This is a genomic window from Sphingobium sp. TomTYG75 (assembly GCF_054771635.1).
The window spans coordinates 1,189,083-1,209,698 of sequence record NZ_BSRE01000001.1; the positions used below are offsets into that span (position 1 = coordinate 1,189,083).

A 20,616-nucleotide genomic window follows, 5' to 3' on the forward strand; every position below is an offset into this window, starting at 1 on the left:
GGGCGACAGTGCCTCCATGGTGCCGTCAGGTGTCTATCGGAGGGCGGCCGGTCAGCCGATGCCCAATCCCCTATTCCTGCCGCCAATGGTCCAGCTGATTGGACCGTCACGCATGACGCCCGACACAGGCTTGCCAACGGCCCGATCGAGGACCGGGCGCCAGGGCACGAGGCTGAACTCATGCGCCCTCTCGATCACGGCATAGCGCTGGTCCCCGACGTTTATGGCGCGGCGATAGATGCCCTCAATCGGCTCCCTGGGCCGCAACGTGATGTGCCGCAGCCCCGTTTCCCGTTCGATCTGCTGGCTGGTCCGGCTGAGCTCGCGCTGTTGGAGGAGGAGAAGCAGATTGCGGCGTAGGCGAACACCTTGTCCTTGCTGCTCTGCAAGTCCCTGCTCCACAAGCCATGCCTGCCGCTGGGCAAGGCTCTTCCTGACATCCGCCCCGAACCCGCCGGAAAGCGGCTGCGGCTGATCGCTCGCCATCTCGCGGTCCAGCCATGTCACGCCATCATGGGCGGCGAGATGTTCGAGCGGCCTGACGGACAGCGTTTCGATGCGGACCGGCAGGCGCCGACTTTTCTCCCGTTCATAGCGTTCGGTGTCAATCAGATGATCCTCACCGATGACCCAGCTGCCGTCAGATTGCCGTTCAGGCACGCCGATCAGCCGCCGCATGGCCTCGAGTCGGCGGACATGCATCTCCGCTGTGCTCTCCGTTATCGTCCTGTCTTGCGCGAGATGGAGATCGACACTGTAGCGCCCCTGATGTTGGGCAGCGATGTTAGCCACCGTGCGATCGACATCGCGTACCTCGATCGGTGCGGGCGAGAGGCGGACGATACTTGCAGTCGGGAAGGCCTGCTGGTCCTCGCCGATGTCGGCATAATGGCTGTGGCCATTGAGGGCATCGATGATGAGGTAGCGCCGGTCGCGATGCTCGTCGGACAGGCCCGTGGCGACGACCCTGCCTATGATCGCCTCTCCGTGGGCGGGATCGTACAGGCTATGGTTGTGGGGCGGGCGATGGATCCCTGCTTCCCGCAGTTCGCGGTTCAACGTCCGGATGATGTCGCCACGCTCGCCCATGCGGCGCAGCGTCGGTTCCAGTTCACGATCGAGCGTCCAGCGTCCGTTCCTGCCTTCCTCGGCAAGGCCGAGACGGGACAGCGTGCGTAGCCGCCCAATGAGCGAAGCATGTTGGCCCGGATGGGTCTTGGTGACGGTGATGACACCCTCTTCATCGGCTTGCCGCATCAAGGTTCGGTCGATGCCGGTGAAGCGCTCCTGCTCGATCTCTCTTGCCATGCTGGCAGCGATCTCCTGTTGCGTGCGGGGACCAAGGTCCAGGGACACGATCCCGGCAGCGCGGGCGCGAAGGCCCTGGGTCATATAATCCCGGGCGATGACGAGATCCTTGCCGGTCTCGTCCTTACCCCGCACGATGACATGGCTGTGGGGATGGCCGGTGTTGAAATGATCGACCGCCACCCAGTCGAGCTTCGTGCCCAAATCCTTCTCGGCCTGCTCCATCAGCTGACGGATCACGGACTTAAGGTCATCATATTGTGCGCCATCCTCCGGCGCGACGATGAAGCGGAACTGGTGGCGGTCACCAGCCGAGCGTTCGAGGAAGGGCTTGTCGTCGAACCGATCGGTGTCGCGGCCATAGAGCGATCCGCGTTCCCCTTCTCGGGTCGTGCCGTCGCGCTGGAGATAGCGGAGATGGGCAGCGGCTGCCATGCCCTTGCCCAGCTTCACGATGCGGCTCTTCACCACCACGCGACGGGCGCTGGCGACGGATCGGGGTGAGCCCCGGCCGAGCACCCGCCCGACGCCATTGCCGCGCCCCAGACGGGCGCCGGTGAAGCGGCGGCCAGCACTGCCGCCACCGCCGACACGGCGAGCCCGGGCGAGGCTCTTGCCGACGGTCGGCGTGTCGCGGCCGATGCGTCCGAGCCAGAGATCGAAATCGTCGCCGTCGGCCATGTCGTGGTCCTTTCCCTAGGAATGCGGGAAAGGATGGGAAGCGGTCGGCCCGCCGTGCAAGGGCCTCCATCGCCAAGACCGAAGGTGCTGCATTCTCCGGCCCTGTGGAGGCATGGCCGTCGGCATGCCTCCATCAAAAACCCTGTGCAGGCGCCATTCCCGGCCGCATCAGGAGGCAGGGCTTTAATCTTGCCGTACCTTAAATCCCCTCACATCTGCCTTTTCAGCGTCTCAGATTTCAACAACGACGCTCACAAATTCCGGCCTTTGATCCCGCGGCGAGGATGGGCAAACCGCCCTCCTGCTCGGCGGCTTTTCACCATCCTCATTGCCTGAATGATGGTTGCGGACGTGGCCTTGGTTGTAGCTATCCTCGCTGGTTTTCACTTCAAAACGAAGTCATCGAGCACCTGATTTCAGGCGTCCTGCGGTCGGCGGCGGTCCTGATGCCGACTTGAGGAAGCATGTGAATTTCTGATGCAGGCTGCATCTCCTCCACGTCATTAAGCGCGAAATTTGGCTTGATAACTTCGCCAAACCCAGCAATCTGGCCCGGCTCCCAAGATACGTGGGAGCGGGGCGTCGAAACCCCGAACCAAAGGATGCTCGGTCACAGTTTACTGGGGCCGGGTGGCATGCGCGCATGTCCAGCCGGCAACGGTAAAGGCGCATGCGCCTGTTCCTTTGGTCAGGTTTCGAACATCCGGCTTTGGCCGTCGCCCCGAGTGGACATAGGCGCGACGATGAAGGCCAAGGCTCAGGGCGTCGCTCACCCGAGGGACGCGTATGACGTTGCCGAGCAGTTCAGGCTGGAACCCTATTTCTGATCTGCCATCTGACCGAAAAGATGGTCGACGGATGCTGCTGTGGGAGGAGGATCAGCCCGTCGTGGGCCGATGGGATCCCAACCGGCGAGACTGGGAGGACCCGGAAGGCATGCAGCTTTATGAGGAAATCACCTTCTGGGCCGACATTCTTGCCCCTCAATAATTGCAAGCCTGACGAATGTTTCGACCTCATATCGATCCAGCCTTCGGTCAAGATGGAGTCGGTAGACGGGATCCTCGCGGCCCTTGTTCGGCAGATTGGCGGTCGCCTTCGACCGGAAGTAGGATCTTCGCGACGGATGGCACGAACCGTGGGAGGCCACACTTCCCAAATACTGCTGGAATGTGATGCGGCCTAGCGGTTGTTGTCGGCGATCTTTAGTCTCCCGGCGACGGCATTGCCCTCGCGGGACCGTCTCCGGGAGTGAAGGCCGGTACTCAGAAAGTAGCGGCCATACTGGAAGCCTATAAAGCTCTTGATCGCATTCCGCCATCAGGCGGTGGATTCAAATACCGCTCTTTCAAGGCGTGCGATCGCATTCAATCGCTCTTTTTGAGATGCTGCTCGAGGGCCGATGCATGCGCCGTTCTCTGGCACTACGCCTCTCGCGTCGGCTCCGTCTTGCAGTTTGATCGGCAAGAAGCGCAGGGATCTGATCTGCTGCTACGGCTGGACTGAAGAGATAACCCTGCGCCTGATCGCACCCGCTCCTGTGCAGGCGATCTGCCTGGCCTCCTGTTTCGATCCCTTCGGCGACCGTCGTGACTCCCAGATCCCTTCCGAGGTTGACGATCGCGCGGACGATCGCCGCGTTGATCGGATCGTCGAGGGATTGAACAAAAGAACAATCAATCTTGAGTACATCAACCGGAAACTGCTTTAGGTGGATGAGAGAGGCATAGCCTGTGCCGAAGTCGTCAAGTGCGATTGTCATCCCGGCGCGCCGAAGCTGTTCAAATGTCTTCGTTACGTTGTGAGAAGCCCCCTCAAGCAGCACCGTTTCAGTGACTTCCAGTTCCAGACAAGATGCGGAGATGCCTGCGCGATCGATGCGTTCCATCAAGCCCGCGACATAATGCTCCTGTCGAAAGGATGCGGCTGACACGTTAAAGGCGATACGACCGATCGGGAGTCCCCGCCTTCTCCACCGAAGGATGTCGGCCGCGATCAGCTTGAATATGCGCTGGTCAAGAGCGATGGCGAGTTCGGCATCCTCGAAAGCGGCGGAGATTGTTCCGGGTCCGTGATATGCGCCAGGCATTCCGTCGCGCCAATGCAATAGTGCCTCAAATCCTGCGATGGCACCCGATTCCAAATCGACTTTGGGTTGATAGAAGGGGAGGATCTGATCAAGGTCGAGCGCCTGGCGGGCCAGCGACAGTTCCGACATGCGGGCTTGCAGAGCCTCCTGGTCAGCTGTCGCCGTTCCGCTGCAAAGTTAATTTCCTCCAGCGTTCGACCAACAGAGACGAACGAAGCGAACATGAAGGCCATTCCGGCTGAAGTCGTGAGACGGCCGCTATCAGACGGCAAGATGCTCCGTAGGCATTGAAGAAGGTGTCCAGTCACTACTTCAAACAATATGCTCCCCATTCGTCCATCAGCTTTCGCCTCTTCTCGAGGAGGTTCCCGCGCCGGTATGCAGCTTCCGTCTTGTCCTTGACCCGGTGAGCCAGAGCGGCTTCTGCGATTTCACCGGGATGATTGGTCTCCTCGCTGACCCAGTCCCGGAAAGCCGAGCGAAATCCGTGGGCGGTCGCGTCCTCCTTCATCTCGCGGAGCAATTTCGTGAGCGTCATGTCACTCATCGACGCGTCACCTCTGGCCCCAGGAAATACAAGCGAGCGCGATCCGATCCGCAATTCCCGGCACCGTTCCAGAATCGCCAGCGCCGGTATCGACAGGGGAATGACATGCTCGCGCGACGCCTTCATGCGCGCGGCCGGTATGGTCCACAGCTTCTCGTCCAGATCGAATTCTTCCCATGCCGCACCTCGAACCTCGCCTGATCGGACGGCAGTCAGGATAGCAAAGCGCAGCGCTAACCTACTGAAGGATTCCCGCTCCGCGAGCCTCACCATGAAAGCGGGCACCTTTGCATAGGCCATGGCCGCGAAGTGCCCGTCCTTCTTGGGCTGTCGTGGAAGCCCCTTGGTAATTGCGCGCATCGGCGCTTCCGTCTCGCGATAGCCCGAAGCGTAAGCCCAATCGAGAACGGTGCCGATCCGCTGCCGGACTCGTCGCGCTGTCTCTGGCTTGGCGAGCCAGATATCCGACAGCACGTTCCGGATCATGGGTCCTGTAATCTCATGAACCTGCACATGACCGATCTGGGGAAACACATAGGCCTCCAGCGTCTGGAGCCATTGCTTCTCGTGCTTCTCATTCCGCCATGTCTTGCTGTGGGCGGCAATCACTCTGGCTGCCGCCTGCCGGAATGTGGGAATGCCCTGCGCCTTGCGCCGCTCGAATTTCGGATCCAGCCCGAGTTCGACCCAGGTGCGGATTTCTCGCGCCCGCTCTCGGGCTGTCGCCAGCGAGACTTTGGATGCGCTGCCCAAGCCGAAGTCGCGCCGGTTGCCATTCTTCTGCACCCGGCACACCCAGCTCTTGGCACCGCCGGGCTGAATCACAAGAAACAGGCCGTCGCCATCCCCGAGCCGCCCGGGACGTGTTGCTGCCTTCACAGCGGTAGCGGAGAGCCTTCCCATGCCACCAAATCTCCCACATTCTTTCCCACATTTCCAATCGGTCACCGGTGGACTGGCAGGGATGGACGTGGATGCGAATCCCGCTGAAAGCCGCAGAAAAGCTGGGCTTTAGTGATTCGGAACGGATGTGAAAGGACAGGATGGTGGCGGAGAGGGAGGGATTCGAACCCTCGGTACCGTTTCCGGCACGCCGCATTTCGAGTGCGGTGCATTCGACCACTCTGCCACCTCTCCGCAGAAGGTCCAGCATGTGCCGTCCCGGTCGAGCGGCGGCCATTAGCGAATGATGACCGGCTTGCCAAGCGGCCCGCACCGTATTTTTCTTGTAACACTCAGCAAGCACCCTAAATTGCTTTTCATGACCGACACCACTGCAATCTTCGGCGCCGATGTCAGCGCGCCACCTGTTGTCCACGCGCATTTCAGCATCGGCGATGTCGTAAAGCATCGCCTCTTCGCCTTCCGTGGCGTGGTGTTCGACATCGATCCCGTCTTCGCCAACAGCGAGGAATGGTATCAGGCGATTCCCGAACAATCCCGGCCGGACAAGCATCAGCCCTTCTATCATCTGCTCGCCGAAAATGGCGAAACCAGCTATGTCGCTTATGTAAGCCAGCAGAATCTGATGGCCGACGACAGCGGGGAGCCGGTGGATCATCCGGCGATCGCGGGGATGTTCGGGACCTATGCCAACGGCAAATATCAGCTGCGCCCGCTCCATCGCCATTAAGGCGCCGTCCCGCGCACGGGCATGGTGGCGGGTCGCCGCCGCCCTCGCGCTGCTGCCCGGCCTCGCCGGAATCGCCGCTGCGCAGGCACCGACCGAGCGCCCCGCGCAGGAACCCCGGATCAATGCCGATCCGACCTTCCCCTTCGCCAATGAAGTCGCCGCCTTCGCCAAGGCGAATGAAAGGGACAGCGGCGCGCCCGGCGCCATCCTCTTCCTCGGCAGTTCCAGCATCAGGCTGTGGAACACAAACGCGGGCTTCCCTGACCGAAGCACGGTCAATCGCGGTTTCGGCGGGGCGACTACGCCCGATGTCCTGCGCCACTATACCCGGCTCTTCCCCAAAGCAGCGCCCCGATCGGTGCTCGTCTATATCGGCGAGAACGATCTCGCAGCCGGAGCCACCCCCGACACCGTCGCGCGCAACATACTCACGCTGCTGAAAAGGCTGCGCGCCGACTATCCCAAGGCCCGCATCGCCTATCTGTCGCTGAAACCCTCGCCCATCCGATGGACACTCTGGCCGAAAATGGCGGCGGTCAACATGACCGTCGCAGCGCGCAGCCGGGTCAGCGGTTTTGAATATCTTGACGTCGGCAGCAGCCTGCTCGCCCATGACGGCCTACCCGACGCATCGCTGTTTGGCCCTGATGGGCTGCACATGAACCCGCGCGGATACAGCCGCTGGAACAGGCTGGTCGGCGGCTGGCTTGACCGGACGGAGATGGCGGCGGCACCGGCATCGCGTTCGGCATCACTTTCCAATTGATCCACGGCCAAGCAACATTATTACCATACATCTGTAAAACATACCCAAAGGGGGACGATGCTGGTGACCACTGATTCGGCCAAGGCCCTGCCCATGCCCGCTCCCATGGCGGAACTGACGCTTCGCGGCGTCATTCTGGGTGCGCTCATCACGCTGCTCTTCACGGCGGCCAACGTCTATCTGGGGCTGAAGATCGGCCTCACCTTCGCGACCTCCATCCCCGCCGCCGTCATCTCCATGGCGGTGCTGCGCCTGTTCGCGACCGGCACGATCCTTGAAAACAACATCGTCCAGACGATCGCGTCGGCGGCGGGCACGCTCTCGGCGATCATCTTCGTTCTGCCCGGCCTCGTGATCATCGGCTGGTGGCACGGCTTTCCCTATTGGCTGTCCGCCTTCACCATCGCGCTCGGCGGCATATTGGGGGTCATGTATTCTGTGCCGCTCCGCCGCGCGCTCGTTACCGGCTCCGACCTCCCCTATCCCGAAGGCGTCGCCGCCGCCGAAGTGCTGAAGGTCGGCGCAGGCTCCCGCGAAGGATTGGAAGAGAATAAGCGCGGCCTCTCTGCCATCCTCATAAGCGCCCTCGCCGCCGCCGCCTTCTCCATCACCGCCAAGACGAAGCTGATCGCCGAAGAAGCCGCCACCTTCTTCAAGTTCGGTGCAGGCGCGACATCTGTCTCGACCAGCTTTTCCATGGCACTGATCGGCGTCGGCCACCTCGTCGGCCTGTCGGTCGGCGTCGCGATGTTCGTCGGCCTGCTGATCAGCTGGGTAGGTCTCGTCCCCTGGCTCACCGCGCCCCTGCCAGCCGGAGCCGACATCGCCGAAGTCGTCGGCACCACCTTCCGCATGAAGGCGCGCTTCATCGGCGCGGGCACGATCGGCGTCGCGGCGATCTGGACCCTGCTCAAGATATTGGGGCCGATCATCAGCGGCATCCGATCCGCCATCGCGGCAGCGCAGCGACGCAAGGCTGGCGACGGCGCCCTGCTCGAACTCACCGAGCGCGACCTGCCGATCGGCATCGTCGGCGGCACCATCCTCGCCTCCCTCGCGCCGATCGCGGTGCTGCTCTGGTATTTCGCGCAAGGAGGACCGATCGCGGCCAATCCGGTGCCGATCCTCATCCTGACGCTCGCCTATATCCTCGTCGCGGGCATCGTCATCGCGTCGGTCTGCGGCTATATGGCGGGCCTGATCGGCGCGTCGAACAGCCCGATCTCCGGCGTCGGCATCCTCGCCGTACTGGGCGCTTCCCTGATCCTCGCCGCGATCTACGGGTCCGGCGGAGACCCCAAGCAATCGCAGGCGCTCATTGCCTATGCCCTGTTCGTCACCGCCATCGTGTTCGGCATCGCCACTATCTCCAACGACAATCTTCAGGACCTGAAAACCGGCCAGCTGGTCGGCGCAACCCCCTGGAAACAGCAGGTAGCGCTCGTCCTCGGCGTAATCTTCGGCGCGCTGGTGATCCCGCCAGTGCTCGATCTCCTCAACAGCGCCTTCGGCTTCGCAGGCGCTCCCGGAGCCAAGGCGACCGCCCTGCCCGCGCCCCAGGCCGCGCTCATCTCGGCACTGGCCAAGGGCGTGCTGGGCGGCGATCTCGACTGGGGCCTGATCGGCACCGGCGCGGCGATCGGAGCGGTGGTCGTCGCCATCGACGAACTGCTCGGCAAGGCAGGCAAGCTCCGCCTGCCCCCGCTCGCGGTCGGCATGGGCATCTACCTGCCGATGGCGCTCACCCTGCTGATCCCGGTAGGCGCGGTGATCGGCCACCTCTACAATCGCTGGGCGCGCCGCCAATCCAACCCCGATTTCGCCGAGCGCATGGGCGTGCTGATGGCGACCGGCTTCATCGTGGGCGAAAGCCTGTTTGGCGTCGCCTTCGCCGGCATAGTAGCCGCCACCAACAGCGACGCCCCACTCGCGCTGGTGGCAGAAAATGAGTGGGCCGTGCCCGCCGCGCTGCTGATCTTCGCGGCGGTGATCGCGGCACTCTATGCGCGACTGCGACGCTGGGCGAGCGCACCGCTTGGTTAGGGGGGAAGCGACCCGTTTCGAACACATTCGGTCGCTAGAGCTTCACGCATACTTTCGGATAGCCGACACACTGCAGGCTTGTTGATTCACCCAGGTGCACCCTCTATAGGGCTCGCATTCGCAAGGACCCGGTGAAAGTCCGGGTGGCTATTCCGGCCGCTGATCCGCCGGATAACAACATGCACTGCTCCTTATGCGCTGTTCAGCGCTCGTGCCCTGTTGTGGATTTTCAATGACATTAGATCTTACTACTTACCGTCGCCATTGGTTCACTGACGGTATCGCCGCCCGCCGTGACATCCTGGCAGGCATCGTCGTCGCGCTCGCGCTTATCCCTGAGGCGATCGGCTTCTCCATCATCGCGGGCGTCGATCCGCGTGTCGGTCTGTATGCTTCTGTCGCCATTGCGATGACCATCGCTCTCATAGGCGGTCGACCGGGGATGATTTCGGCAGCTACAGCAGCCGTCGCAGTCCTTGTCGTGCCACTCGTGCGGGATCACGGTGTCGAGTATCTGTTCGCCGCCACCATCCTGATGGGCGTCATTCAGATCATCGCTGGTCTACTGCGGCTGGATCTTGTCATGCAGTTCGTGTCGCGCTCGGTCATTACCGGATTCGTTAACGCGCTCGCCATCCTGATCTTCATGGCTCAGCTTCCGCAACTTACCAATGTCGGATGGGAGACCTACGCGATGGTGGCTGGCGGCCTTGCGATCATCTACGGGTTCCCCCGCATCACAAAGGCGATTCCTTCGCCGCTGGTCGCAATTCTGGTGCTGAGCGCGATTAGCATTGGTCTGGGTCTCCCGGTCAATACTGTGGGCGACATGGGTAAGCTGCCAGAGGGTCTGCCCAGCCTGGTCCTGCCCAACGTCCCTCTGACAATGGACACGCTGCGGATCATCCTACCATATTCGCTTACGATGGCAGCGGTCGGACTGCTGGAGTCGCTTCTCACTGCGCAGATCGTCGACGATATGACGGACACTGACAGCGACAAGCGGCAGGAATGCGCCGGGCAGGGCGGTGCTAACATTGTTGCGGCTCTGTTCGGCGGCATGGGCGGCTGCGCGATGATCGGCCAGTCGGTGATCAACGTAACCTCGGGCGGCCGCAGTAGGCTGTCGACCTTCGTCGCTGGCGCGTTTCTCCTCTTCTTGCTGGCGGTGCTAGGACCTTATGTCGGTCGCGTGCCGATGCCTGCTCTGGTCGCCGTAATGGTCATGGTGTCGATTGGGACGTTCAGCTGGAACTCGATTCCAAACCTGCGCCGACATCCGCCCACCTCGTCGGTCGTTATGCTGACCACCGTAATAGTGGTCGTCGCCACACATGATCTGTCGCTCGGAGTGCTTGCCGGTGTGCTGCTCTCCGGCATCTTCTTCGCCAGCAAGGTGCAGCGCATGTTCTCTGTCCAGCGCGAAGTATCGGTCGACGGCGCACAGGCGACCTATCGTGTCAGGGGTGAGATCTTCTTCGCATCCGTGGAGCGGTTCAGGCGCGCGTTCAACGCAGAGGACACCGCAGAGAAGGTGCGTATCGATGTCGCCGATGCGCACTTCTGGGATATTTCCGGTGTCGGCGCACTCGACAAGATCGTAGCACGGTTGCGCCGAGACGGTCGTTCAGTCGAGGTGGTCGGCTACAACCGCGCCAGTGCAGACATTGTAGATCGCTTCGCACTGCATGACAAAACCGGTGTTGAGCTGGGCGTGGTCCCCCACTAAGCCGATGGGCAGCTTTTGACGATAAACAGCTAAAGACTGCCCTTCCGCTCTCCACCCAAAACCGTCGCCCCCTCTAGGCCGCAGCAATGAAGAGGGCGGCAAATCATTTCGCCGCCCCTCCAATCACCTCTTAGCAAACCACGCCGTCAGCGCAGGCTTCAACCGCACCCGCGTTTCGATCCGGGTCTTGATGGCGGAGATCGACCGATCCACCACCTTGCGCGATTCCGGGGTCAGATACTGGGTCGCATAAGCATCCAGCTTCGCCGCCATCGCCGGATCAGCCGACCCGCCGCCCAGCCGCGCAATCGCCTGGGACCGCGCCGACACATCGATCAGCGCCTCATATTGCTGCCGGTGCGCCAGCACATAGTCCACCGCCAGCATCGGATGCTCCCCACCCACGGAGGAGATGATCGCCGCGCTGGTCGTCTTGCCCGGCTCATCCGTCATGGCGAGGTCGAGCGCCTTGCCCCCCAGCGCCTCATCCTTCGCCGCGCCCAGCAACGCGAACAGCGTGCTCCGGTCCAGCGCGCTCGTCGCGCCATTGGCCATCGCCCGCAGCTTGTCCCAGGTCGCCGCATCCGCATTGTGCGCGATGATGCGCAGCCACACATTGCGCAACGGCCCTTCCATCAACGCAGGCTCGGCAAAACGCCGCCGCGCCTCGGCAACGACCGCCTTGTCGCCCATGCTCCCCAGCGTCGCCACCAGCGCCGACCGCAGCACCGGCACCTGCGCGCCTTCGCCGGGCTTGGCATCATAGCCGACGCCCTTCAGCACCGGCCCCAGCTTGCGCGAGGCATAGGCAGCCACTCGCGCCTGCGCCACCTTGTCGCCCTCCAGCATTGTATAGACGCTGTCCAAATAGTCCGGCACCTCGGCCAGCACGGCAGGGCTCGCATTGGCGGGCACCGCGTCCACCATGTCCAGCGCCAACCCGATCGGCTGATAACCGCCCAGCCCCAGCTGGAAATTATCCGCCATCAGCCCGATCTGGTCCATCGACGACAGCCGGGTAAAGCCCGCCGCCAGCGCCTTCACATTCGCCTCCGGATAGAGCGAGCGATAATAGCCCGTCTGCCCCCCATTGATCACATAGGCCCCGCAACCGGGCAGCGTCACAGAAGCCGTCCCATTCAGGATCAGCCGCTGCGGCGCCCCGCCGATCGTCTGCGCCATCACAGGCACGTTCCAGCGGAGCGGCGCCTTGTCCTTCCGATCGCGGCTGAACTCACCCTGCGACAGCGCCAGCAAAGTCGACCCGCCCCGGCACTGCGCGCTGTCCACCTTGACCAGCGGAATACCCGGCTGGCTGGTGAAGTCATGCGCGATCCCGACCAGCCCCTTGGCCCCCGCGCCCTCGACCGCCTTCCACAGATCGTCCGTCACCGTATTCCCATAGGCATGCGCCTTCATGTAGCCGCGAATACCCTCGCGCCACACATCCTCGCCCGCATAGCCTTCCAGCATGGTGATGACCGCCTCACCCTTTTCATAGGTGATGTCGTCAAACGCCTGGTTCACCTCATCGACGGTATGGATTTTCTGCACCACGGGATGCGTGGTCACCAGCGCGTCCAATGCCATCGCCCGCTCACGCCCGCCCACGCGGGTCAGCAGCATTTCCCAATCGGGCTGCAACTTGTCGCTGACCTTGGTCGCCATCCAGCTCGCAAAGCCCTCGTTGAGCCACAAATCGTCCCACCAGGCCATGGTGACCAGATCGCCGAACCACTGATGCGCCATTTCATGCGCGACGATCGAGTAAATGGTCCGCTTCGTCCCTTCGGACGTGAATTTCGGATCGACCAGCAGCGCCCGCTCAAAGGTGAAGATCGCCCCCCAATTCTCCATGGCGGAGAAGAATTGGCTCTGCCCCGGCCCCGCGACATTATCGAGCTTGGGCAGCGGGAAAGGCACGCCGAAATAGTCGTTATACCAAGGCAGTATCGCCGCCGACGCATCCAGCGCCAGTTGCGCCTTGCCCGTATTCCCCTTGCCGGTGATCACACCCACCTCGGTCGCGCCTGCCATTTTGGTGGCGCGCTCCAGCTCGCCGAGGCCAAAGAACAGCAGATAGGATGACATTTTCGGCGAAGTGCCAAACGTCACCCGCGTCCTGCCCCCGCCCAGATCCTGCGACGCCTTGACCGGCATGTTGCTGACCGCCAGCTGTCCCGTCGGCACGATCGCGGAAAGATCGAACGTCGCCTTATAGCTCGGCTCGTCAAAGCTCGGCACAAACCGCCGCGCGTCCGGCGCCTCGAACTGGGTGAACAGCGCCCGCTTCTGCGCCCCCGCATTGTCCTTGTAATCCAGCGCGAACATCCCGTTCGCCTGCGTGTTGATGACGCCGCCATAGGCAATATCCAGCTTGTAGCTGCCCGGCTGCACCGGCTTGCCAAAATCCAGCGTCACCGTCTGCGCATTCGCGTCGATCTTCGCCGTCCCCGTCACCGCCTTCCCCTTCGCCGGGGTCAGCGTAACACTGCCAATGCTAAGGTCAGCCGCATTCAACACCAGCACCGGCATCGCCTGCGCGACATTCAGGTCGACCGTCACCTTGCCCGTGAACTTCAGGTTCGCCGCATCCGGCACCACCTCAATGGCATAATGACTGGGAGCCGCCCCACGCGGCAACTGCGTCGTGATCTCCGGCGCAGGCCCGGCGGGCGTTTGGGCGATAGCAGGCTGAACAAGGGCAAGCGGCGCGGCGGCCAGCAAGAGGGACGAAATTTTGGAAAGAGACATCAGGTTCGCAACTCCGACACGTTGAGAACGGCACGGCCCGGGCGGCCATGTGCCATGATAGTTGCGGGATCGAACCTTTCCGGCCGCCGGTCAAGCGGTTGTCGGAATTTTGTTGTTCGTTTGTTTAACAGGAAGAGCTTGGGATGAGTTCTCGACCTCTCCCGAGATGCCAGCATTCGTCGGCATGACGCTAATTTTGATTTCCGTCATCCCAGCGGAAGCTGGGATCTCAGGCCGCTACATGATGAACTTAAACAAATCCCGCCACTCCGGATTGCTGGCCTCAATCAACGCAATCTTCCAATCGCGCTTCCACGCCTTCAGCGCTTTCTCGCGAGCGATGGCGAAGTCGATCTCCCCATGTTCTTCGGCAAGCACCAGCCGGTGCAGATTATATTTCCGGCAGAACTCTGACCCCTCACCGCGTCGATGCTGATCGGCGCGAGCGGCAAGATCGCTAGTCACTCCGACATAGAGCACGCCACGCGGCTTGTTGGTCATAATGTAAGTCCAACTGCGGCGCATTGAACAAGCCCACTCCTAGCCTCACGAGATGCCAGCTTGCGCTGGCATGACGGTGGAAAAAGTTAGAATGAAAAAGATAAAAAGGAACCGTCATCCCAGCGAAAGCTGGGATCTCAAGCCGCTATACCGAACAGACGCGGCCTCAACCCCGCCCCCGATACCCCGGCACATCCTGCGCAGGCAGCCACAGTCCCGCAGGCGGCTCGCCCGACTGCCAGAACACATCGATCGGAATCCCCCCGCGCGGATACCAATAGCCCCCGATCCGCAACCACAAAGGCTGCATCTCGGCAAACAGCCGCTCGCCAATCCCTACCGTGCAATCCTCATGGAAAGCGGCATGATTACGAAACGCCCCCAGAAACAGCTTCAGCGACTTCGATTCGACGATCGTCGCGCCGGGCGCATAGTCGATCACCAGATGGGCAAAGTCCGGCTGTCCCGTCACCGGGCACAGCGACGTAAATTCCGGCGCGGTAAAGCGCACCAGATAGGGCTTCCCCGGCCGGGGATTGGGCACATAATCGAGAACCGCCTCCTCCGGGCTCGCAGGCAGCGCGCTGCTCTGGCCCAGATGGATCGGTACCATGCTTTGGGGTATATCGGTCATGACCGGCCATCTACGCCATCGCACGCCTAATGTCACCGCAACCTGATCCCGCCATGCCATTCATCTCCCGTTCAGCGTCATCATTGCCTTGGCTGCATGCCATGGGGATGCGTCCTGCCATCTTGATCGCCTTGCCGCTGCTGCTGGCCACGCCTTCGCTCGCGCAGGAACAAGGCGGCAGTGATCCCGTCTTCAACCTGCCGCGCACGTCCCAGCCGCCTGCCGATCCCACCAGACAAGGCCCAGAACTGGACGTATTTCGTGGCGCGCCGGTCACGCCGCCAGCCGGTACGCCTGTCATCACCCCGCCTCCGCCAGTCGTCGCGCAACCCCAACCAGCGGCCCCAGCCCAGCCGCAGCGCCCCGCTACAACAGCGCCACGCCCGGCCCCCGCTGAACCCACAGCCCCCGCCCGCGAGCCCGAAAGCAGCAGCCCCGCGCCCCAGCCTTCGGCCCCGCAATCCCCGGCACCCCAGTCTCTGGCACCTCAGCCCGCGCCAGCGGAACCCGCCGCACCGCAAGCCACCCCTGCCCCGACGCCCGCCACTCCCGCCGCCGAACCCCCGCTCAGCGCGCCTGCCGATGCCTCTTCCTGGGGCTGGATCGCAGGAAGCATCGCCTTACTCGCGGCGATCGTGGCCGCCGCCTGGCTTTTCCTGCGCCGCCGTCCCGAAGAAGAACAGCAGCCCTTCGTCGAAGAGCAGAAATCCGCGCCAACACCCCCGCCTCCCGCGCCCCAACCCAAGGCGCCACCTCCCGCACCCGCCGCCGCTACCATCCAGCGGCCATGGATCGACCTCACCCTTGAAGTCCGCAGCGCCCGTCTCTCGCTGATGGGCGCCACGATCGGCTACGTTCTGACGCTCCACAATCGCGGCAACCGCAGCGCGGACGACATTTTGATCCGCACCTTCATGGCCAATGCGGACACCAACCAGCAGGCGCAGCTACAGCAGTTCTTCGCCGGAGCCATCGGACTACCGGCTCATTCCGCCGTCTCGCTCGCACCGGGGCAGAGCCACAGCCTGACAGGCGAACTACGCCTCCTGCCCGACCAGATCGCGCCCGTGCAGATGGGCGACCGCGCGCTGCTCATCCCCCTCGTCGCCTTCGACGCGCAATATCGCTGGTCCGACGAACCGGACGGCGCGCCTGTCGGTTCAGGTCGCACCGGCCGCGCCTTCATCGTCGGACAGGAAAAAACCCCGCCCGCCGACCGCCTCGCCCCCTTCCGCGTCGATCAGGGACCACGCCAGTTCCGCACCCCCGGCAGCCGCGCCACCGCGCTCGAACTCGCGAGCTGAGTTCCACCCAAGTCGTCATCCCAGCGAACGCTGGGATCTCAGGCCCGGCCACGCCACCCTCCCCACACCCCGTCATCCCAGCGACCCGAAGGGCGGCAAAGCCAACGCCGGGATATCAGGCCCCCTCCCCCATCCCCCAAATACCTCGTCATCCCAGCGAAAGCTGGGATCTCAGGCCCCGCCACGCCACCCCTCCCGAGATTCCAGCTTCCGCTGGAATGACGAATGCCCCCAACACCCTTCCCACACCCTCATCACCCGCCTAAAACGATCGCCACGCACCAACCAAAGAGGCGGCATGGACATCCTCATCTCCACGGACAGGCTCGCAACCCAACTGGGCCAGGACGACCTCAAGATACTCGACGCCAGCCTGTTCCTGCCCGGCACCCCGCGCGACCCCCGCGCCGAGTTCGAAGCCGCCCACATCCCCGGCGCCGCCTATCTCGACCTCCCCAGCCTTTCCGATGCAGACGACCCGCGCCCCGGCATGTTGCCAAGCGACGCCTTCATGACCGAACGCTGCCGCGCGCTCGGCCTCAACGCGGACAGCCGCGTCATCCTCTATGACAACAGCCCCACGCACAGCGCCGCCCGCGCCTGGTGGATGATGCACCTCTATGGCGTGGGCAAGTCCGCCGCGATCCTCGACGGCGGCCTGCCAAAGTGGATCGCCGAAGGCCGCCCGACCGAAAGCGGCTGGCCCGTCATCCCGCCCGGCAACGCCACCGCCCGACGCGCTAAGGGTCAGGTCCGCACCAAAAACGACCTGCTTACCAATCTCGACAGCCATGCCGCGCAGGTCCTCGACGCGCGCGGAGCTCCCCGCTTCACCGGCGAGGAAAGGGAACCCCGCCCCGGCATGGCGTCAGGCCATATCCCCGGCTCCCGCAACATCCCGTCCGCCTCCCTCTTCAACCCCGACAACAGCATGAAGAAGGGCGAGGAATTGCGGCAACTGTTCCTCGACGCGGGCACCGATTTCGCCCGTCCCATCATCACCAGCTGCGGCAGCGGCGTGACGGCAGCGATCCTGCTGGCGGGCCTCGAGTTGCTCGGCAAGACGGACGTCACCCTCTATGACGGCAGCTGGTCGGAATGGGGCCTCGATCCCTCGACGCCAAAGGCGACAGGGCCAGCCGCATGAGCAAGGACCGCAAGCCGCTCACCCAATTGGCGCAGGCGGGACGCAAGCCTGAATGGACCGGCATGCCCGGCCAGCCCGGCGCGATCGTCAACCCGCCGGTCTGGCGCGCCTCGACCATCCTCTATGACGATGTCGCCCATCTGCGCAGCGCCGCGCGCAGCAGCACGCATGAGCGGCTTTTCTACGGCCGCAAGGGCACCCCGACCGCCTGGAGCCTCGCCGACGCGCTCACCGAAATGGAACCGGGCGCGGAAGGGACGATGCTCTTCCCCTCCGGCGTCGCCGCAATCGCCTGCGCGCTGCTTTCGGTCCTGAAACCCGGCGACCAGCTGCTCATGGTCGACAGCGCCTACGACCCCACCCGCAACTTCTGCGAACAGATGCTAAAAGGTTACGGGATCGAAACGATATATTACGACCCCCTCGCCGATTCCGTTTCAATTCGCCAACTCCTTAATGAAAACACCCGCGCCATTTTCCTGGAAAGCCCCGGCAGCCTGACTTTCGAAGTGCAGGACATCCCCGCCATCACCGCCCTCGCCAGGGAAAAGGGCATCATCACTCTCCTCGACAATACCTGGGCCACGCCCTTCTTCTTCCCCGCCCTTGCCCACGGCATCGACATCACCATCCTCGCCTGCACCAAATATATCGTCGGCCACAGCGACGTCATGCTCGGCTCCGTCACCGCGACACCTGAGCATTTCCCGAAGCTCCGCCAAACGGCCCATCTCCTCGGTCAAATGGTCAGCCCCGACGACGCCTGGCTCGCCAGCCGCGGCCTCCGCACCCTCGGCGTCCGCCTGAACCAGCATCAGGACAGCGCGCTCCAGGTCGCCCGCTGGCTCGCCGACCAGCCCGACGTCGCCCGCGTCCTCCACCCCGCGCTGCCAAGTTGCCCCGGCCATGAAAATTGGGCGCGTGACTTTTCCGGCTCCAGCGGCCTTTTCAGCTTCGTCCTGAAAGGCGGCAATGAAGAAGCCCGCGCCGCGCTGATCGATGGCCTCGAACATTTCGGCATAGGCTATAGCTGGGGCGGTTTCGAAAGTCTGGCCTTGCCCGTCGATCCAGCACGCTACCGCACCGCCACCATATGGCAGGCGGAAGGTCCGCTCGTCCGGCTGCAGATCGGCCTGGAAGATCCCGCCGATCTCATTGCCGACCTCGATGCTGGTCTCGCTCGTTTCCGCAAGGTCCGGGGATGAGCCGGGGCCTCCCCAACCTGCTGGCATTTCTGCCAGGAAATCCGGCGATCGTTCATCCCCTTGTAGCGCTCACGATCGTGGGGGTTCTATTCCTGATCGCCGATGGAATTGCCCATATCGCCGCCCCGCGCCTGCGCCGCCGGGCACGACCATTAGGGGAAGCGTTGGCCGGACATTTCCGCCCCATCCTTCGCCACAGCCTTGGAAGCGGTCTTTTCGCCCTAGCTGTCATGCTATGGCCCGTCGGCGCGCTCGCCCACCTCATCCTTGGCGGAGCCTTCGCGCTCTCCGTCGCCTTGCTCGCCGTCCATATCCTGCGCAGCCTCGCCATTCCGCGCTGGGCTGTCGTTCCGCTCGCCCTGTTGCTGTTCATCATGATCCTTTCCGGCAGCAGCGGCGGCTTCGCGCCCGTTGCGGACATGCTCGACGGCATCGGCATAGACCTTGGCAAACGGCGGATCACGCTGCTTGGCCTTGTCAGCACCGCCGCGATCTGCGTCCTGCTCTTTGCGCTGGTGCGGCTCGCCAATCGCCTGTTCGCCCGCAGCATCGACCGAGCAAAAGGGCTCGATCCCACGCAAAAGCTACTGGCCCAAAAGCTTGCCGCCATCGCCGCCGTCGTCGCCGCCTTCTTCATCGGCGTCGATCTGCTCGGCATCGACCTTACGGCCTTTGCCGTCTTTTCCGGCGCACTGGGCCTGGCGGTCGGTTTCGGCCTGCAAAAAACCTTCGGCAATCTGTTCGCCGGGATCATCCTGCTCATGGACCGCTCGATCAAGCCGGGCGACGTCATCGTTGTCGGCGACAGCTTTGGCTGGGTGAACAAGATCGGTGTTCGCGCCGTCTCCGTCCTGACCCGAGACGGCAAGGAACATCTGATCCCGAACGAAAACCTGATGACGCAGGAGGTGGAAAACTGGTCCTATTCCGACCGCAATGTCCGCATCCGCATTCCAGTGGGCATCGGTTACGACAGCGACCTCAAGCTTGCGCAGGAGCTCATGCTACGCGCCGCGCAGGAAAGCCCACGCGTCCTGCGCAATCCCAAACCCAATGTCTGGTTGACGGGCTTTGGCGAAAACCGCGTCGAACATGACATATTGGTGTGGATCAGCGACCCGGAAGGCGGCGTCGGAAGTGTCAAATCGGACGTGCTGAACCGCCTCTGGCTGTTGTTTCGCGAGCATGGGATCACGATCCCCTATCCACAGCGGGTAGTACATCAGGCTGCACCAAGCGCTCGGCCTTTTGTTGCAGAGTAGCAACATTACGGACGTAAAAGACAACCAATAGCAATAATTTCTTGTGCAGCGCGGCATGCGTCGGCATGTCGTGCCTGTTCAGGTCATCCGATCCGGCCCTTCGTGGGAATAGAGAATTCGGGATCCTGACGCAGGCGGGACCATCGCAGAAAACCACCAAGGGGAATCCAATGCGTAAGTCCATTCTCGGCCTCTCGGCCGTCGCTCTCGCTGCTCTGTCCGTCCCGGCACTCGCCCAGGACGAAGCTACGCCAGCGCTCACCGTCACCGGCAATGCAGCCGTAGTCAGCGACTATCGCTTCCGTGGCATTTCACAGACCGACAAGCGTTTCGCGCTGCAGGGCGGCATCACCGTCACCCATGAATCGGGCTTCTATGTCTCGACCTGGGGCTCGTCCATCGACGATTATGTGGCCGCTGGCAGCGATCAGGAACTCGACCTGATCGCAGGCTATTCGCGGACCTTCGGCGCCGCGACCGTCGATGTCGGCGTGCTCTATTATTACTATCCCGGTTCGGGCGGTGCGAACACCGACTTCGTTGAGCCCTACGCTTCGGTCAAGGGCACCTTCGGCCCGGCAACGGCCAAGCTCAGCGCCGCCTATGCACCCAAGTCGCGCGCCCTTTCGGTCGATGGCGGCCTGACCCGCGAAGACAATCTCTATGTCGCGGGCGACCTGTCGGCCAGCATTCCCAACACGCCACTGGGCGTTTCGGCGCATCTGGGCCACAGCTTCGGCCCCAGCTACCTGACCATCGGCAAGGAATATACCGACTGGAACATTGGCGCCACCTACACCTGGAGCCACCTGACCTTCGGCGTCAGCTATGTTGACACCGACAAGTCGCTCTACAGCCCCAGCGGCCGTAACATCAGCAAGGCTGGCGTAGTGGGTTCGATCACCGCCTCCTTCTGATTTCTTCGATTATTGAATGATGGGGCCGCGATCTCGATGATCGCGGCCTTTTTCGTGTCCGGAGTTATACGGGGTCGCGCACCTTCATTCGCCCGT

The 20,616-nt window shown here is 63.0% G+C and carries 16 protein-coding genes, 1 tRNA gene and 1 other annotated feature; of the genes, 10 read left to right on the forward strand and 7 right to left on the reverse strand.

Annotated elements, in window-relative coordinates; translation table 11 throughout:
• Positions 1-51: 51 nt before the first annotated feature.
• Positions 52-1,989, reverse strand: coding sequence for a relaxase/mobilization nuclease RlxS (gene rlxS, locus ACYU81_RS06055; protein WP_196224672.1), 1,938 nt, complete (start codon positions 1,987-1,989; stop codon positions 52-54).
• Positions 1,990-2,847: 858 nt separating this feature from the next.
• Here rlxS and ACYU81_RS06060 point away from each other — a divergent pair.
• On the forward strand, positions 2,848-2,979 hold the full coding sequence (locus ACYU81_RS06060) for a hypothetical protein (protein WP_460986853.1): 132 nt from the start codon (positions 2,848-2,850) through the stop codon (positions 2,977-2,979).
• Positions 2,980-3,337: 358 nt separating this feature from the next.
• Here the strand turns inward: ACYU81_RS06060 and ACYU81_RS06065 are convergent, their stop codons facing one another.
• The 3 genes from ACYU81_RS06065 to ACYU81_RS06075 all read right to left on the reverse strand — a co-directional run bounded on the left by ACYU81_RS06065 (position 3,338) and on the right by ACYU81_RS06075 (position 5,762).
• On the reverse strand, positions 3,338-4,207 hold the full coding sequence (locus ACYU81_RS06065; RefSeq protein WP_196224674.1) for an EAL domain-containing protein: 870 nt from the start codon (positions 4,205-4,207) through the stop codon (positions 3,338-3,340).
• Positions 4,208-4,385: 178 nt separating this feature from the next.
• Positions 4,386-5,528, reverse strand: a complete 1,143-nt coding sequence (locus tag ACYU81_RS06070; protein ID WP_196224675.1) for a tyrosine-type recombinase/integrase — start codon at positions 5,526-5,528, stop codon at positions 4,386-4,388.
• A 144-nt stretch (positions 5,529-5,672) separates the two neighbouring features.
• Positions 5,673-5,762, reverse strand: a tRNA-Ser gene (locus ACYU81_RS06075).
• A gap of 124 nt (positions 5,763-5,886) precedes the next feature.
• Here ACYU81_RS06075 and hspQ point away from each other — a divergent pair.
• The 4 genes from hspQ to ACYU81_RS06095 all read left to right on the forward strand — a co-directional run bounded on the left by hspQ (position 5,887) and on the right by ACYU81_RS06095 (position 10,796).
• Positions 5,887-6,258, forward strand: a complete 372-nt coding sequence (hspQ, locus tag ACYU81_RS06080) for a heat shock protein HspQ (RefSeq protein WP_196224676.1) — start codon at positions 5,887-5,889, stop codon at positions 6,256-6,258.
• On the forward strand, positions 6,215-7,024 hold the full coding sequence (locus ACYU81_RS06085) for a GDSL-type esterase/lipase family protein (RefSeq protein ID WP_460986854.1): 810 nt from the start codon (positions 6,215-6,217) through the stop codon (positions 7,022-7,024). Before hspQ ends, ACYU81_RS06085 begins: the two co-directional genes overlap by 44 nt.
• A 105-nt stretch (positions 7,025-7,129) precedes the next feature.
• Positions 7,130-9,067, forward strand: coding sequence for an OPT family oligopeptide transporter (locus ACYU81_RS06090; protein WP_460988122.1), 1,938 nt, complete (start codon positions 7,130-7,132; stop codon positions 9,065-9,067).
• Between the two features lie 121 nt (positions 9,068-9,188).
• Positions 9,189-9,244 (forward strand) — a sequence feature (sul1 is cis-regulatory element that is thought to sense ions involved in sulfur or methionine metabolism; They are found in Alphaproteobacteria).
• Positions 9,245-9,299: 55 nt separating this feature from the next.
• The gene (locus ACYU81_RS06095) at positions 9,300-10,796 is read left to right on the forward strand and encodes a SulP family inorganic anion transporter (protein ID WP_460986855.1); all 1,497 of its coding nucleotides are present in this window, start codon (positions 9,300-9,302) and stop codon (positions 10,794-10,796) included.
• A gap of 123 nt (positions 10,797-10,919) precedes the next feature.
• Here the strand turns inward: ACYU81_RS06095 and ACYU81_RS06100 are convergent, their stop codons facing one another.
• From ACYU81_RS06100 to queF, 3 genes are all read right to left on the reverse strand, one after another.
• Entirely contained in the window at positions 10,920-13,550 is a 2,631-nt protein-coding gene (locus ACYU81_RS06100; protein WP_460986856.1) for a M1 family metallopeptidase, read from the reverse strand.
• A 237-nt stretch (positions 13,551-13,787) separates the two neighbouring features.
• Entirely contained in the window at positions 13,788-14,075 is a 288-nt protein-coding gene (locus ACYU81_RS06105) for a GIY-YIG nuclease family protein (RefSeq protein WP_460986857.1), read from the reverse strand.
• Between the two features lie 142 nt (positions 14,076-14,217).
• On the reverse strand, positions 14,218-14,664 hold the full coding sequence (gene queF, locus ACYU81_RS06110) for a preQ(1) synthase (RefSeq protein WP_460988123.1): 447 nt from the start codon (positions 14,662-14,664) through the stop codon (positions 14,218-14,220).
• Between the two features lie 122 nt (positions 14,665-14,786).
• Between queF and ACYU81_RS06115 the strand changes: the two genes are divergently transcribed.
• The 5 genes from ACYU81_RS06115 (at position 14,787) to ACYU81_RS06135 (ending at position 20,520) form a co-directional block, all read left to right on the forward strand.
• Complete coding sequence (locus tag ACYU81_RS06115) at positions 14,787-15,989, forward strand: hypothetical protein (RefSeq protein ID WP_460986858.1); 1,203 nt, start codon at positions 14,787-14,789, stop codon at positions 15,987-15,989.
• Positions 15,990-16,287: 298 nt separating this feature from the next.
• Positions 16,288-17,136, forward strand: coding sequence for a sulfurtransferase (locus ACYU81_RS06120; RefSeq protein WP_460986859.1), 849 nt, complete (start codon positions 16,288-16,290; stop codon positions 17,134-17,136).
• Positions 17,133-18,341 carry a cystathionine beta-lyase gene (gene metC, locus ACYU81_RS06125; protein WP_460986860.1) on the forward strand — a complete coding sequence of 403 codons (1,209 nt, stop codon included), beginning with the start codon at positions 17,133-17,135 and terminating at the stop codon, positions 18,339-18,341. Before ACYU81_RS06120 ends, metC begins: the two co-directional genes overlap by 4 nt.
• Positions 18,338-19,603 carry a mechanosensitive ion channel family protein gene (locus ACYU81_RS06130; RefSeq protein ID WP_460986861.1) on the forward strand — a complete coding sequence of 422 codons (1,266 nt, stop codon included), beginning with the start codon at positions 18,338-18,340 and terminating at the stop codon, positions 19,601-19,603. The genes metC and ACYU81_RS06130 overlap by 4 nt, the downstream gene beginning before the upstream one ends.
• A 170-nt stretch (positions 19,604-19,773) precedes the next feature.
• Positions 19,774-20,520: a TorF family putative porin gene (locus tag ACYU81_RS06135; RefSeq protein ID WP_460986862.1), complete on the forward strand. Its 747-nt coding sequence runs from the start codon at positions 19,774-19,776 to the stop codon at positions 20,518-20,520.
• Positions 20,521-20,616: the final 96 nt, after the last annotated feature.